The sequence below is a fragment of the Streptomyces sp. NPDC048291 genome (assembly GCF_043201715.1).
Lineage (GTDB): Bacteria > Actinomycetota > Actinomycetes > Streptomycetales > Streptomycetaceae > Streptomyces.
Genome location: NZ_JBICZC010000009.1, coordinates 270,534 through 284,331, shown reverse-complemented (window position 1 = coordinate 284,331; position 13,798 = coordinate 270,534). Strand labels below are relative to the sequence as shown.

Genomic DNA, 13,798 nt, shown 5'->3' with positions numbered 1-13,798 from the left:
GCGGAGGAGGTCATGGGGACCGTCTTCTCCTTCGACGTCCGCGGCGGGGATCCGGACGCCGTACGGGCGGCCCTCGAAGAGGCGGTCGCCGGGCTGCACCGGGTCGACGAGGTGTTCAGCACGTACCGCGAGGACAGCCAGGTGTCCCGGCTGGCGCGGCAGGAGATCGGCGTCGCCGACTGCGATCCCGAGGTCGCCGAGGTGCTGGAACTGGCGGCCGAGGCGGAGCGGGTGAGCGACGGCTGGTTCAGCACCCGCTACCGGGGGCGGCTCGATCCCACCGGGATCGTGAAGGGCTGGTCCGCCGAGCGGGCGGCGCGGACGCTGGCGCGGGTGGCCGGGGTGAGCGGCGTGAGCGTCAACGGCGGCGGTGACGTCCAGATGTTCGGGGCGCCCGAGCCCACGCGGGCGTGGCGGGTGGGGATCGCCGATCCGTTGCGGCCGGGCGGGCTGGCGGCGGTCATCTCGGCGGCCGGGGTCGACGAACTGGCGGTGGCCACGTCCGGTACCGCGGAGCGGGGCGCCCATATCGTCGATCCGCGGACCGGGAAGTCAGCGGTGACGGACCTGGTGGCGGTGACGGTGGTGGGGCCGGGGCTGACGTGGGTGGACTGCTGGGCGACGGCGGCGTTCGCGATGGGGTCGCGGGCCGGGTTGGCCTGGCTGGAGTCGCTGCCGGACGTGGAGGGGCTGTTGATCACGGCGGGGGATGAAGTGCGGTGCACCGGGGGGTTGGCCGCGAGGCTGGGCTGACGTGGGGGAAGGGACGCTCACCGGCGCTTGCCGGGTGCCGCCGCGCCCACCCGTGCCGCCCCAGCGGCACGACTGCCCGCAGCTATGTCTTCAGGGGCGCGCCCGCGACCGAAGGACATTCGCACAGTGACGCGGCATTTTTCTGATTTATCCCGCAGAACGCCATCCCGAATCCCCTCTCGGCCGTACCCCCTGTGACGCAAGTTTCAGGAGGAACACCATGGCTGTCTTCAGCAACCTCATGCCGTTCAAGAACCGGCACGACCACGGCCACGACCACAACCACAACCACGACGACCGTCACGGGCACGACCACGACCACAACCGTGACCACGGCGACCGGCACGGTCACGACCACGGCGACCGGCACGACCACGGCAACCGCTACTGACCACACCTGAAGGCGGCGCGGACCGGCCACGGGTCAGCCGGTCCGCCTCGCCGGTGTTTTCCAGGAACCCCTCTCATGGCGCAAGTGCTGCGGCGTCTGCTGTCGGCCGGCGATCCCTCGGACACCGTGGTCGCGGCCGCCCCCCGGGTCTCCCCGCGCGAGGTCTTCCGGCGGTTCTGGCCGTACACCCGAGGCGGCCGGCGCTGGCTCGTGCCGCTCGTCCTGCTGAGCCTGACCGTCCCGGCCGTCGACGCCGCGGAGCTCTGGCTCTTCAAGTACGTGGTCGACGACGTGCTCGTCGGCCGGGAGTTGCGGCCCTTCCTGTGGATCGCGCCCGCCTACCTGGGCCTCGTCCTCTGCTCCGGCGTGCTCGGCTTCGCCGACGACGTGACCTCCACCTGGGTCGGCGAACGCTTCCTGCTCGCCCTGCGCGCCGACGTCTTCCGGCATGTCCAGGGGCTGTCGCTCGGCTTCTTCGAGCGCCGGCGGCTCGGGGACGTGCTGTCCAGGGTCACGGGCGACGTCGACGCGGTGGAGACGTTCCTGCTCTCGGGTGTCGCGGACGCCCTGTACTACGTGATCAGCCTGTGCTTCTACCTCGGCATGCTGTGCTACCTGCGCTGGGACCTGACCCTGCTCGCCCTCGTCGTCGTCCCGCTGTTCTGGGGCGCGGCCCGGTACTTCTCACGGCTGGTCAGGGATGCCTCGCGGGAGCGCAGGCGGCGCGGCGGGGCGCTCGGCGCGATCGCCGAGGAGTCGCTGGGCAATGTCGTCCTCGTGCAGGCGTACAACCGGCAGGCGTGGGAGGCACGCCGGTTCGAGCGGGAGAACGCCGGCCGGTTCCGGGCGGCGATGGCCTCGGCGCGGATCCGTGCCGTGTACGCACCCGCCGTCGAGCTCGTGGAGATGACCGGCGGCCTCGCGGTGCTGGCTCTCGGCACCTGGAAGCTGGCCCAGGGCCAGCTCACGCTCGGCGGGCTGCTGGTCTTCCTCGCGCTGATCGGCAGGCTGTACGGCCCGGTCCACGGGCTGTCCGGGCTCGGCACCACCTTCTACACGGCCTCCGCCGCCGCGGAACGCATCATCGAACTGCTCGACGAGCGGCCCCAGGTGACCGAGGCGGCCGGGGCGCGCCGGCTGCGCCGGGCCCGGGGCGCGGTGGAGTTCGACGGGGTGTGGTTCCGCTATCCGGGTACGGCGGCCTGGGCGCTGTCCGACGTGTCGTTCCGGGCGGCTCCCGGGGAGACGCTGGCGCTGGTCGGGGCGAGCGGGTCGGGCAAGTCCACGCTCGCGAAGCTGCAGTTGCGGTTCTACGACCCCGACCGGGGCGCGGTCCGCCTGGACGGCACCGATCTGCGCGAACTCGCCCTGACCGACGTCCGGGAGAGCATCGCGGTGGTGTTGCAGGAGACCCTCGTCTTCCACGGCACCGTGCGGGAGAACATCGCCTACGGCCGGCCGTCGGCCACGGACGCGGAGATCGTCGCGGCGGCGCGGGCCGCGGACGCGCACGAGTTCGTCGCGCGGCTCCCGGACGGCTACGACACCCTCGTCGGGCAGCGCGGCCGGACGCTCTCCGGCGGACAGTGCCGGCGGCTGGCGATCGCCCGGGCGATGATCCGGGACGCGCCGGTGCTCCTGCTGGACGAGCCGACCGCCGGGCTGGACGTCCGCTCGGCGCGGCGGATCATGGAGCCGCTGCGCCGGCTCATGGCCGGGCGGACCACCGTGGTGATCTCGCACCAGCTGCTGACCGTCCGCGACGCCACCCGGATCGTGGTCCTCGACCACGGCCGGGTCGTCGAGGACGGCGCGCACGCGGATCTCCTCGGTCGGCAGGGGCCGTACGCCCTGCTGCACCGGCTCGGCGAGGGTGCGGTGCTCTCATGACCCCTCGGGGGTCACCACCTTGCCCTGCTGGAACCGTGCGGTGGCGAGGACGGAGCCGTCGGCGGCGGCCAGGCGGGCCGCGGAGTACTTGGTGAGGTCCACGGAGACCGCCGCGCCCCAGTTGCCGCGTCCGCCGCGCAGGGGGAAGTCGCCCACCCGCGTGGTCGTACCGTCGGCGCGCGCGAGCAGGCAGGTGACCCTGCCGTCGTAGGGGGTGCCGGGGAGGGCGACGGAGACGAACATCCAGGCGGGGCTGCCGGGGTGGGCGTAGATCTCGCCGACGGACTGTCCGCCGCCGGTCGGGATCATGTCCCCGACCAGCATGGGCTCGGCCTCGGCCGCGGGTGCCGAGGCGGTGACGGCTCCCTCGACGGCGCTGCCGATCGCCCAGCCGGCGAAGCCGATCGCGACCGCGGCGGTGGCGGCGGCCGCGGCGAGCCGCAGCCGCAGGCGCCGGACCCGGCCGCGGCGGCCCTGGGCGGCGCGGGCGGGCCGGGCCCCCTCCACCCCCGTCGCCTGCTCGGCGAGGCTGCGCGCCACCCTGGTCTCGAAGCCGGGCGGCGGTTCGCTTTCGGGCAGCAGGCCGATCAACCGGTCGCCGATCCCGGTGAGTTGGCGTACGTACTCCCGGCAGGCCGCGCACCCGTCCAGATGGGCGACCGCCTCGGCCCGCTCGCGGCCGGGCAGGACGCCCAGCGCCAGTTCGGCGCCGAGCTCGCGCAGCTTCTCGCAGTGCGCGTCACCGGACATGGTCGCCTCCCTTCGGGGCCGCGAGCGCGGTACGCAGTTTCGCCATCGCCGCTCTGATCCGCGTCTTGGCCGTGCCCAGCGGGATCCGTTCCGCGTCGGCGATCTGCTGGGCCGTCATGCCGTAGATGCCGGCCATCATCAGGGCCCGGGCCTGTTCCCGCGGCAGCCGGGCCAGCGCGGCCCGCAGCTGGGTGGAGGCCTCGTCGGCCAGGGCCCACCGCTCGGGGGTCTCGGTGACGGCGTCGAGGAGGGGGTCGAGGTCCTCGGGTGCCATCGGTTCCGTCCGCCGGGCCCGGACGGCGTCGACGGCGAGGTTGTGGGCGATGGTGGTGAGCCAGGTCCCGACCGAGCCGCGGCGCGAGTCGTAGATCTGGGCATGCCGCCACGCGCGCTCGAACGTCTGCTGGGCGACGTCCTCGGCGAGCTGCTGGTCCCGGGTGACGGCCATCGCGACCCCGAAGACCCGGTGCTGGAATCTCCGTACGAAGATCTCGGCGAGCTCCGGGTCTCCGGTGGCGAGCCCGGACAGCAGGATCTCGTCCGGGAGGCGGCCGACGGGGGACCTGAATCCCGACACACCCCTGTGTACGTTCGACGGCCGCCAGGGGATTGCCCGCCCGCCTGACCGCTCGCCGCGGAAGATCACACGGCCATTGTCCGTCGGCCGGCCGGGCCCCGCACGCGGTCGGCGGCCACGGCCTGGTCGTCGGCTGCGGGCCCGGTGGGGGCTGGTCGCGCAGTTCCCCGCGCCCCTTACGGGGCTCCGTCAGTGGCCGTTCTGGGCCAGCCGCAGCAGGTGGTCCGCGAGGGCCTGCCCGCCGGTCGGCTCCCTGCTGATCAGCAGCACGGTGTCGTCGCCCGCGATCGTCCCGAGGATGTCGTGCAGCTCGGCCTGGTCGATCGAGGAGGCGAGGAACTGGGCCGCGCCGGGCGGCGTGCGCAGGACGACCAGGTTCGCCGAGGCCTCGGCCGAGATCAGGAGCTCCTGGGAGAGACGGCGCATCCGCTCCTCCTTCGCCGACTCCCCCAGCGGGGCGCGGGGGGTGCGGAAGCCGCCCTCGCTGGGGACCGCGTAGATCAGCTCGCCGTCGGTGTTGCGGATCTTCACCGCGTTCAGCTCGTCGAGGTCCCGGGAGAGCGTCGCCTGGGTGACCGTGAGGCCGTCGTCGGCGAGCAGCTTGGCGAGCTGGCTCTGCGAGCGCACCGGCTGCCGGTTGAGGATGTCCACGATCCGGCGGTGCCGGGCGGTCCGGGTCTGCGGCACCGCAGCCCCCGTCCCGCCGGACTGGTCGAACTCCTGCGCCTGGCTCATCGTCGTCTCATTCTCCGGATCATGCTCCGGATCGTCCGTCCCCGCTCGCTGCGTCGAGGATGCCGGGCAGGGCGCGCAGCAACGCGTCCGCCTCGTCGTCGCGGAGGTTCAGCGGCGGCATCAGCCGTACGACGTCGGGAGCGGGCGCGTTCACCAGGAACCCGGCCTCCTGAGCCGCCTGCTGCACCTGCGCTGCCAGCGGCTCGGTGAGCACGATACCCAGGAGGAGGCCCGCGCCCCGGACATAATCGATCAACCGGTGGCCGAGACCCTCGATTCCGTCCCGCAACCTCTCGCTCTGCCGCTTGGCGTTCTCCAGCAACCCCTCGTTCTCGATGGTGTCGAGGACGGCGAGGCCGGCGGCGCAGGCGACCGGGTTGCCGCCGAAGGTGGTGCCGTGGTGGCCGGGCTGGAGCAGTTCGGCGGCGCGGCCGAAGGCCACGGTCGCGCCGAGCGGCAGCCCGCCGCCGAGCTGCTTGGCGAGCGTCACGACGTCGGGCAGCACGCCCTCGTGGGCCTGGTAGGCGAACCAGGTGCCGGTGCGGCCGGTGCCGGTCTGCACCTCGTCGAGGACGAGCAGGGCGCCGGTGGCCGCGGTGATCGCGCGGGCCGCCTTGAGGTAGCCGGGCGGGGGTACGACGACGCCGTTCTCGCCCTGGACGGGCTCAATGATCACCAGGGCGGTGTCCTCGGTGACCGCGGCGGCCAGGGCCTGCGCGTCGCCGTAGGGGACGTGGGTGACGTCGGCGGGCAGCGGGCGGAACGGGTCCTGCTTGGCGGGCTGTCCGGTGAGCGCGAGGGCGCCCATCGTGCGGCCGTGGAAACCGCCGTCGGTGGCGACCATGTGGGTCCGCCCGGTCAGCCGGCCGATCTTGAAGGCGGCTTCGTTGGCCTCGGCGCCGGAGTTGCAGAAGAAGACCCGGCCCTCCCGGCCGAAGAGCTGGATCAGGCGTTCGGCGAGGGCGACGGTGGGCTCGGCCATGAAGAGGTTGGAGATGTGGCCGAGGGACGCGATCTGCTTGCTGACGGCCTCGACGATCGCGGGGTGGGCGTGGCCGAGCGCGTTGGTGGCGATGCCGCCGACGAAGTCGAGGTACTCGTGCCCCTCGGTGTCCCAGACCCTGGCGCCCTCGCCGCGGACGAGGGGCAGTCGCGGGGTGCCGTAGTTGTTCATGAGCGCGCCCTGCCACCGCGCGGTCAGTTCCTGGTTGCTCATGACTCCCCCTCCTGGTCCGGCACGACCATCGTGCCGATGCCTTCGTCCGTGAAGATCTCCAGCAGGATCGAGTGCTGGACCCGGCCGTCGATGACGCGGGCGGTGGTGACGCCGTTGCGTACGGCGTGCAGGCAGCCCTCCATCTTCGGCACCATGCCGGAGCTGAGTTCCGGCAGCAGCTTCTCCAGTTGGGAAGCGGTGAGGCGGCTGATCACCTCGTCGGAGTTCGGCCAGTCCTCGTAGAGGCCCTCCACGTCGGTGAGGACCATGAGGGTTTCGGCGCCCAGAGCAGCAGCGAGTGCCGCAGCCGCCGTATCAGCATTGACGTTGTAGACATGCCCCGAATCACAGTCGTCCTGGGAGCGGGCGATCGAGGAGACGACCGGGATCCGGCCGTCGGCGAGCAGGGCCTCGATCGCGCCCGTGTCGATCGCGGTGATCTCGCCGACCCGCCCGATGTCGACGAGTTCGCCGTCGATCTCGGGCGTGTGCTTGGTGGCGGTGATGGTGTGGGCGTCCTCGCCGGTCAGTCCGACGGCGAGCGGGCCGTGCTGGTTGAGCAGGTTGACCAGCTCGCGCTGGACCTGCCCGGCGAGCACCATCCGTACGACGTCCATGGCGTCCTCGGTGGTGACCCGGAGGCCGGCCTTGAACTCGCTGACGATGCCGTGCTTGTCGAGGGCGGCGCTGATCTGCGGGCCGCCGCCGTGCACGACGACCGGCCTGAGGCCGGCGTGGTGCAGGAAGACGACGTCCTGGGCGAAGGCCGCCTTCAGGTCCTCGTCGATCATGGCGTTGCCGCCGAACTTGATCACGACGGTCCTGCCGTTGTGACGGACCAGCCAGGGCAGGGCCTCGATGAGGATCTGCGCCTTGGGCAGCGCGGTGTGCTTACGCGTGGTGCTCATGACGAGTAGGCGCTGTTCTCGTGGACGTAGTCGGCGGTCAGGTCGTTGGTCCAGATGGTGGCGGTCTCGGCGCCCGCGGCCAGGTCGGCGACGATGTGCACCTCGCGGTAGCGCATGTCGACCTTCTCGCGGTCCTCGCCGACGCCGCCGTTCTTACAGACCCAGACGCCGTTGATGGCGACGTTGAGCCGGTCCGGCTCGAAGGCGGCCTTCGTGGTGCCGATCGCGGAGAGGACGCGGCCCCAGTTGGGGTCCTCGCCGTGGATGGCGCACTTGAGGAGGTTGTTGCGGGCGATGGAGCGGCCCACCTCGACGGCGTCGTCCTCGGAGGCGGCGTTGACCACCTCGACCTTGATGTCCTTGCTGGCACCCTCGGCGTCCCGGATCAGCTGCTGCCCGAGGTCGTCGCAGACGGCGCGGACGGCCTCGGCGAACTCCGCGTACTCCGGGGCCGCCTCGGAGGCGCCGGAGGCGAGCAGCAGCACGGTGTCGTTGGTGGACATGCAGCCGTCGGAGTCGACGCGGTCGAAGGTGGTCCGGGTCGCGGCGCGCAGCGCCTTGTCCAGGTCCTCGCCGTCGACGACCGCGTCCGTGGTGAGGACGACCAGCATGGTGGCGAGGCCGGGGGCGAGCATGCCCGCGCCCTTGGCCATGCCGCCGACGGTCCAGCCGTCCTTCGTCACGACCGACGTCTTGTGCACGGTGTCGGTGGTCTTGATGGCGATGGCGGCCTTCTCGCCGCCGTGCTCGGAGAGCTGCGCGGCAGCGGACTCCACACCCGGCAGCAGCTTGTCCATGGGCAGCAGGACGCCGATCAGGCCGGTCGAGCAGACGGCCACCTCGATCGCGCCCCGCCCCAGCACCTCGGCCACCTTCTCGGCGGTCGCGTGGGTGTCCTGGAAGCCCTTGGGGCCGGTACAGGCGTTGGCACCGCCGGAGTTGAGGACGACGGCCGAGACCTGGCCGCTCCTGAGGACCTGCTCGGACCAGAGCACCGGCGCGGCCTTCACGCGGTTGGAGGTGAAGACGCCCGCGGCGGCGCGGCGGGGCCCGGTGTTGACCACGAGGGCCAGGTCCGGGTTGCCGCTCTCCTTGATCCCGGCGGCGATGCCCGCCGCCGTGAATCCCTTCGCTGCCGTCACGCTCACGGCGCAACTCCGATCGTGGTCAGCCCGGTGGTCTCGGCGAGACCCAGGGCGAGGTTCATGCTCTGGACGGCACCGCCGGCGGTGCCCTTGGTCAGGTTGTCGATGGCGCTGATCGCGATGATGCGGCCGACGGCCTCGTCGTACGCGACCTGCACCTGAACGGCGTTGGAACCGTAGACGGACGCCGTGGCGGGCCACCGGCCCTCGGGGAGCAGGTGGACGAAGGGCTCGTCGGCGTAGGCCTTCTCGTAGGCGGCGCGCACGGAGTCGGCCGTCACGCCGGGCAGGGCTTTGGCGCTGCAGGTGGCGAGGATGCCCCGGGGCATCGGCGCGAGCGTCGGCGTGAAGGAGACGGCGACCCGCTCCCCCGCCACCGCGCTGAGGTTCTGGATCATCTCGGGGGTGTGCCGGTGGCCGCCGCCCACACCGTACGGGGTCATGGAGCCCATGACCTCGCTGCCGAGCAGGTGCGGCTTGGCCGCCTTGCCCGCGCCGGAGGTGCCGGAGGCGGCGACGATCAGCGCCTCGGGCCCGGCGATCCGGGCGGCGTAGGCCGGGTACAGGGCGAGGGAGACGGCGGTGGGGTAGCAACCGGGTACCGCGATGCGCTTGGACCCCTCCAGCGCGGCGCGGGCACCCGGAAGTTCGGGGAGGCCGTAGGGCCAGGTACCGGCGTGCGGGGAGCCGTAGAAACGCTCCCAGTCGGCCGGGTCCGCAAGGCGGAAGTCGGCGCCCATGTCGACGACGAGGACATCCGGGCCGAGCTGCTCGGCGACGGCGGCGGACTGCCCGTGCGGGAGCGCGAGGAAGACGACGTCGTGCCCGGCGAGCGCCTCGGGGGTCGTCTCGGCCAGCACGCGGTCGGCCAGCGGCAGCAGGTGCGGCTGGAGCGCGCCGAGGCGCCGGCCCGCGTTGGAGTTGCCGGTCAGGGTGCCGATCTCGACCTCGGGGTGCGCGAGGAGCAGCCGCAGGACCTCTCCGCCCGCGTACCCGCTCGCTCCGGCCACCGCCGCACGTACCGCCATGTCCATCCTCCTCCAGATGGCATGACTATACGGTTCCTTGCACTTTTATGCAATGCATGCCGTCCCCGCGTACACGAACGCAGCCGACGGCATCCTGATCGTGCCCACGAGGCGACAACGGAGAACGTCCTCGGCGACAGGATGTCCGGCGGGGAGCCGGCTCGCCGCGGCGGCGGTCGCCCTGCGGTCGGCGGAAGAGGGCGGCGCGCCTACGCCGCCTCCACCTTCGGCATCATGACCCACCGCGACACCACGAAGGTCACCGGAATCGCCGCCGCCGACGCCATCAGCGGAGCGAACTTGCTTCCCGCATGGAGCACGTCGACGATCACGTACACGCCCACCGTGGTGATCACGAAATTCGTGGCGTTGGTCAGCGGGAACAGCAGAAATTTCCGCCAGGTGGGACGCGTCCGGTAAGTGAACCTCGCATTGAGAAAAAACGAGCCGATCATGCTCAGGAAAAACGCGAGAATATGCGCGGCCAGGTATGGCAAATACCTGAGAAAAAGCAGGTAAAGGCCGTAGTACGTCGCGGTGTTGATGACGCCCACCACCGCGAAGGTGATGATCTGCCCGGATATCGGGCGGGTGGGTCCGGTGGCGGTCGACAGGGTGGCGTTCGGCATCAGGGGATGAGGTCCTTCGTCGTGCCGCGGCTGCGGTCTTCCGTTCGGTCCACGTTCGTCGCCTTCACCAGGAAGTGCGGGCGCCCCTTGACCTCGTAGTAGATCCGGCCGGTGTACTCGCCGATGACCCCGAGCATGATCATCTGTACGCCGGCCAGGGCGGTGACGGCTGTGATGATGGTGACATAGCCGGGCGTCTGGACGCCGTTGATCATCGCGCCGCCCACGATCCACGCGGTGTACACGCCGGCCAGGGCCAGCAGGGTCATGCCGAGGTAGAGGGCGGCGCGCAGCGGGCGGTTGTTGAAGGAGAGCAGCCCGTCGAGACCGTAGTTGAGCAGGCTGCGGAACGACCAGGAGCTGGAGCCGTGTTCGCGCACCGCGTTCTCGTACTCGAAGGTGGTACTGGGGAAGCCGACCCAGGCGAACAGGCCCTTGGAGAACCGGTTGTACTCGGTGAGGCTCACGACCGCGTCCACCACCCGGCGCGACATCAGCCTGAAGTCGCCTACGCCGTCGACGAGTTCGACGTCGACCATCCGGTTGATGAGCCGGTAGTAGAGGCGGGCGGTGAGGGTGCGGGTGACGCGGTCGCCCTGCCGGGTGCGCTTGGCGATGACCTGGTCGTAGCCCTCGCCGCGCAGTTCGACCATGCGCTTGATGAGCTCCGGCGGGTGCTGGAGGTCGGCGTCCATCACGATCACGGCGTCGCCGGTCGCGTGCTTCAGGCCGGCCAGCAGGGCCGACTCCTTGCCGAAGTTGCGGCTGAAGGAGACGTACCGGACGCGCGAGTCACCGTCGGCGATCTTGCTGAGGAGGGGCAGGGTGCGGTCACGGCTGCCGTCGTCGACGTACACGAACTCCATGTCGTGGCCGAGCGGCAGGAGTTCGTTGGCGATCTTCTGGACCTGCTCGTGGAAGCGCTCTATGACGTCTTCCTCGTTGTAACAGGGCGCCACGATCGATATCAGCATGGGTTTCTTCCCCCTGGGGACGGGTCAGTGAGCGGTGGTCGTGCGCTCGCCGGAGCGGGTGGCGGTTCTGCGGCGTACGGCCGAGACGGTGCCGATGAGGATCAGGGTCAGCAGCGAGGCGCCGCCGACGGCGGTGCCCAGGCGCAGGCCGGGCGGATGGAAGGTGCAGGTCAGGCTGGTGGCGGAGGCGCCGAGCGGGACGGCGATCAGGCCGTGGAACTCGCTCGCCGGGACCTCGTCGCCACCCCCCGCGGAGCAGCGCCAGCCGGCGATCCGCGGGGCGGCCACCACGGCGGTTCCCGTGCTTCCGGCGGGCAGTCGGGCGTGCAGGGTGCCGTCGGAGACCGTCACCTTCGTCGCGCCGGTGGACTTCAGGTGCTGTACGGCGGTGCGCAGCCGCGCGGTGTCGAGGCAGCCGACCGAGCCCTGTGCCGGGACCCGGCTGAGCCGGTTGGGTTCGAGGTCGATCCGGATCCGCCCCGCGGCACGCACGGTGCCGAGCGGCTGCATCGCGGCGATCTTGGTGTTCTCGGCGTCGGACCGGAACAGCTTCCGCTCGCCGCCGGCGAGTTGGGCGGTGCCGGAGTAGTGCGGTGCCCACAGGAAGACCGAACTCCCGGGCCGGCACCGCGCGGTGATGGTCTGTGCCCCGTCGACCAGCAGGCCCCGTGCCGCGTCGCCCTTGCCCGCACCGCTGAGGGTGGTGCGGGGCAGGGTGTAGACGCGGGCGCCGAGCAGGAGTTCCTGGTTGCGGTACGGGGAGGGGCCGAAGGAGGCCGGGGTGGAGAGCGCGGCGGTGGGCCGTACCGTCACCAGCGGCGGGACCTCCTCGCGGGTGACGGTGGACGGGCCGCCGCCCTGGGGCAGCCACTTCTGGTGCGGGTCCGGCGGGTTGTGCACCCGGGCGCCCACCGAGAAGACCGCGTCGGTGACGGGGTTGTCGAGGCTCTGCAGGCTGCGGCCGCGCGAGGTCCAGCCGTCGCCGAGCGCGGTGAGGGTACGGCTGAGGACGTCGGCGGTGAGGCTGCTGTAGTACTGGGAGCCCTGGCCGCCGACCATCATGGGGTCGTTGGCGACGGTCTGGTCGCGGCCGGGTTCGGTGCGGTACGCGGGCCAGGCGGCGGCGCTCGCGACCGCGTCCGCCTCCTGCTGCTGGCGGTCGCCCCAGGGCGTGTAGTCGTCCATCTGGCCGAGCCGCATCCGGGTGGCGACGGCCGAGGTGGCGGCGGCCTCGCCGAACTGGGCCCCGATCAGCAGCAGCGCGGCCAGGCCGACCAGTACGGGCCTGCCGTTCCTCAGGCCGAGCAGGGCGAGACCGCCGAGGGCGCCCGCGGCGGCGAGCAGGACCACCGGCCAGGTGTGGTGGTGGTGCTGCTGGGTCAGGGTGCTGCGGCTCGCGACGGCGGCGACCAGGACCAGGAGCGCGGCGGCGGCGCCCAGCGCCCGCAGGTCCGGCATCCCGTAGGCAAGGGCATGCCAAGCCGCGATGACCAGCAGGGCGCAGAGCACGAAGGCCTGCCGGTAGGAGCTGCCGTTCGGGGCGGCGAAGGCGTGCCAGGCCAGGCTGGTCGGCGCCCACTGGAGGGAGAGGGCGACCACGAGCACCAGGACCGTCCAGCCGGCCCGCACCCGGACCGGGACCTTCCGGTGGAAGGGCAGGGCGAGGGCCAGGACCAGCGCGGTGATGCCGACGTAGAGGGCCGGGGAGCTGTAGCTGTAGGTCGTCGGCAGCAGCCGGGCGAGCAGGTCCTCGGTGCCGACCGGGGCGAAGTGGCCTTCGCGGCCGGGGTAGGCGTGCTTGGTACCGGAGTACACGACGATCACCAGCGGCGCGGCCAGGCCGATGCCCAGCCCGACGGTCGCCCCCGCCCGGCCCACCACCGCGAGGGCGCGCCGCCACGGCAGTTCGGCGAGCACCAGCCGGAGCAGCAGCACCAGGGCGGCGCCGAGGGTGGCCATGTAGGCGGTGTAGAAGTTGGCGATCCAGGCGAGCGCCACGATCAGCACCCCGGGCAGCGGGCGGCGGCCGGCCATGGCCCACTCGCCGACCAGGCAGAACAGCGGCAGCGCGATCAGGCCGTCGAGCCACATCGGGTTGTACGAGGCGAGGGCGATGCTCCAGCCGCACAGGGCGTAGGAGGCGCCCAGGAGGCCGGCCGCCCACCAGCGGCCCCGGCGCAGGCTCATCAGCAGCCAGGCCATCGCGGCTCCGGCGACCGCGGTCTTCAGCACGGTGACCGCGTACACCGCGAGGTCGATCTCGTCGCGCGGGAAGAGGGCGACGAGGAGCGCGAACGGACTGCTCACATAGGTGCCGAGGTCCGGCAGGAAGCTGGAGCCGTAGCCGGACTGCCAGTTGACGAGGAGGCCGCCGTCGGCCCTGCCGTGCAGCAGGTCCCAGAGGTGGGCGTGGAAGGGCACGTACTGGTTGCCGAGGTCGTTGACGCTGCGGGTGCGGGGCCCGAACGGGTAGCTGCGGGCGATCACGTCGGCGGCACAGAACGCCACGGTGGTGAGAAGTGCCGCGAGCAGCGCGGCGGTTGCTCTCGGATCGGCGCGCCGCCATTTCGCGGTGCCGGTTTCCCGTTCCGCTCGTTCCCTCGCCGGTTTCGCCCCCTGTTCACGCCCGGCCAGGACGGTGCGATTCATTGTGTGCGGCCCCCAGATAAAAAACGGGGTCGTCGCTCCCCGCAGGTCGGTGTTTCGCCGACTTAGACGGGTAGATGTTCCTGATGGTTGTGCCACGCCTGTGAAGTAATAGGTCGAATTCCGAATCCGCGTACGACATGGAAAGAATTCACG

Annotated in this window: 13 protein-coding genes; 3 read left to right on the top strand and 10 right to left on the bottom strand. The window is 71.8% G+C overall.

What is annotated here, in order from left to right:
- Window positions 1-12 precede the first annotated feature (12 nt).
- The 3 genes from ACGF5O_RS25350 to ACGF5O_RS25340 all read left to right on the top strand — a co-directional run bounded on the left by ACGF5O_RS25350 (window position 13) and on the right by ACGF5O_RS25340 (window position 3,034).
- Window positions 13-753: an FAD:protein FMN transferase gene (locus ACGF5O_RS25350; RefSeq protein WP_393812152.1), complete on the top strand. Its 741-nt coding sequence runs from the start codon at window positions 13-15 to the stop codon at window positions 751-753.
- 220 nt (window positions 754-973) lie between these two features.
- On the top strand, window positions 974-1,144 hold the full coding sequence (locus ACGF5O_RS25345) for a hypothetical protein (protein WP_393812151.1): 171 nt from the start codon (window positions 974-976) through the stop codon (window positions 1,142-1,144).
- Window positions 1,145-1,219: 75 nt separating this feature from the next.
- Window positions 1,220-3,034 (top strand): ABC transporter ATP-binding protein, encoded by a 1,815-nt coding sequence (locus ACGF5O_RS25340; protein ID WP_393812150.1) that lies wholly within the window; start codon window positions 1,220-1,222, stop codon window positions 3,032-3,034.
- Here ACGF5O_RS25340 and ACGF5O_RS25335 read toward each other — a convergent pair.
- The 10 genes from ACGF5O_RS25335 to ACGF5O_RS25290 form a co-directional block, all read right to left on the bottom strand.
- Window positions 3,029-3,784 (bottom strand): hypothetical protein, encoded by a 756-nt coding sequence (locus tag ACGF5O_RS25335; protein ID WP_393812149.1) that lies wholly within the window; start codon window positions 3,782-3,784, stop codon window positions 3,029-3,031. The two genes, ACGF5O_RS25340 and ACGF5O_RS25335, sit on opposite strands and share 6 nt — an antisense overlap.
- Window positions 3,774-4,361, bottom strand: coding sequence for an RNA polymerase sigma factor (locus ACGF5O_RS25330; protein WP_393812148.1), 588 nt, complete (start codon window positions 4,359-4,361; stop codon window positions 3,774-3,776). The genes ACGF5O_RS25335 and ACGF5O_RS25330 overlap by 11 nt, the downstream gene beginning before the upstream one ends.
- Window positions 4,362-4,550: 189 nt before the next feature.
- Entirely contained in the window at window positions 4,551-5,096 is a 546-nt protein-coding gene (locus tag ACGF5O_RS25325) for an arginine repressor (RefSeq protein ID WP_351501901.1), read from the bottom strand.
- A gap of 19 nt (window positions 5,097-5,115) precedes the next feature.
- Complete coding sequence (locus ACGF5O_RS25320) at window positions 5,116-6,312, bottom strand: acetylornithine transaminase (protein WP_393812147.1); 1,197 nt, start codon at window positions 6,310-6,312, stop codon at window positions 5,116-5,118.
- The gene (gene argB / locus ACGF5O_RS25315) at window positions 6,309-7,220 is read right to left on the bottom strand and encodes an acetylglutamate kinase (protein WP_393812146.1); all 912 of its coding nucleotides are present in this window, start codon (window positions 7,218-7,220) and stop codon (window positions 6,309-6,311) included. Before argB ends, ACGF5O_RS25320 begins: the two co-directional genes overlap by 4 nt.
- Window positions 7,217-8,368: a bifunctional glutamate N-acetyltransferase/amino-acid acetyltransferase ArgJ gene (gene argJ / locus ACGF5O_RS25310; RefSeq protein WP_393812145.1), complete on the bottom strand. Its 1,152-nt coding sequence runs from the start codon at window positions 8,366-8,368 to the stop codon at window positions 7,217-7,219. Before argJ ends, argB begins: the two co-directional genes overlap by 4 nt.
- Window positions 8,365-9,393, bottom strand: a complete 1,029-nt coding sequence (gene argC / locus ACGF5O_RS25305) for an N-acetyl-gamma-glutamyl-phosphate reductase (RefSeq protein WP_393812144.1) — start codon at window positions 9,391-9,393, stop codon at window positions 8,365-8,367. The genes argJ and argC overlap by 4 nt, the downstream gene beginning before the upstream one ends.
- Window positions 9,394-9,602: 209 nt before the next feature.
- A complete protein-coding gene (locus tag ACGF5O_RS25300) occupies window positions 9,603-10,022 on the bottom strand; it encodes a GtrA family protein (RefSeq protein WP_393812143.1) in 420 nt (139 codons plus the stop codon).
- Entirely contained in the window at window positions 10,022-10,996 is a 975-nt protein-coding gene (locus ACGF5O_RS25295; RefSeq protein WP_393812142.1) for a glycosyltransferase family 2 protein, read from the bottom strand. The genes ACGF5O_RS25300 and ACGF5O_RS25295 overlap by 1 nt, the downstream gene beginning before the upstream one ends.
- 24 nt (window positions 10,997-11,020) lie before the next feature.
- Window positions 11,021-13,645 (bottom strand): YfhO family protein, encoded by a 2,625-nt coding sequence (locus tag ACGF5O_RS25290; protein ID WP_393812141.1) that lies wholly within the window; start codon window positions 13,643-13,645, stop codon window positions 11,021-11,023.
- Window positions 13,646-13,798: the final 153 nt, after the last annotated feature.

Excerpts from the sequence above, each read along its gene's own strand:
- ACGF5O_RS25350 (WP_393812152.1), top strand. The coding sequence starts at position 13 with ATGGGGACCGTCTTCTCCTTCGACGTCCGCGGCGGGGATCCGGACGCC.
- ACGF5O_RS25345 (WP_393812151.1), top strand. The coding sequence starts at position 974 with ATGGCTGTCTTCAGCAACCTCATGCCGTTCAAGAACCGGCACGACCAC.
- ACGF5O_RS25340 (WP_393812150.1), top strand. The coding sequence starts at position 1,220 with ATGGCGCAAGTGCTGCGGCGTCTGCTGTCGGCCGGCGATCCCTCGGAC.
- ACGF5O_RS25335 (WP_393812149.1), bottom strand. The coding sequence starts at position 3,784 with ATGTCCGGTGACGCGCACTGCGAGAAGCTGCGCGAGCTCGGCGCCGAA.
- ACGF5O_RS25325 (WP_351501901.1), bottom strand. The coding sequence starts at position 5,096 with ATGAGCCAGGCGCAGGAGTTCGACCAGTCCGGCGGGACGGGGGCTGCG.
- ACGF5O_RS25320 (WP_393812147.1), bottom strand. The coding sequence starts at position 6,312 with ATGAGCAACCAGGAACTGACCGCGCGGTGGCAGGGCGCGCTCATGAAC.
- argB (WP_393812146.1), bottom strand. The coding sequence starts at position 7,220 with ATGAGCACCACGCGTAAGCACACCGCGCTGCCCAAGGCGCAGATCCTC.
- argC (WP_393812144.1), bottom strand. The coding sequence starts at position 9,393 with ATGGCGGTACGTGCGGCGGTGGCCGGAGCGAGCGGGTACGCGGGCGGA.
- ACGF5O_RS25300 (WP_393812143.1), bottom strand. The coding sequence starts at position 10,022 with ATGCCGAACGCCACCCTGTCGACCGCCACCGGACCCACCCGCCCGATA.
- ACGF5O_RS25295 (WP_393812142.1), bottom strand. The coding sequence starts at position 10,996 with ATGCTGATATCGATCGTGGCGCCCTGTTACAACGAGGAAGACGTCATA.
- ACGF5O_RS25290 (WP_393812141.1), bottom strand. The coding sequence starts at position 13,645 with ATGAATCGCACCGTCCTGGCCGGGCGTGAACAGGGGGCGAAACCGGCG.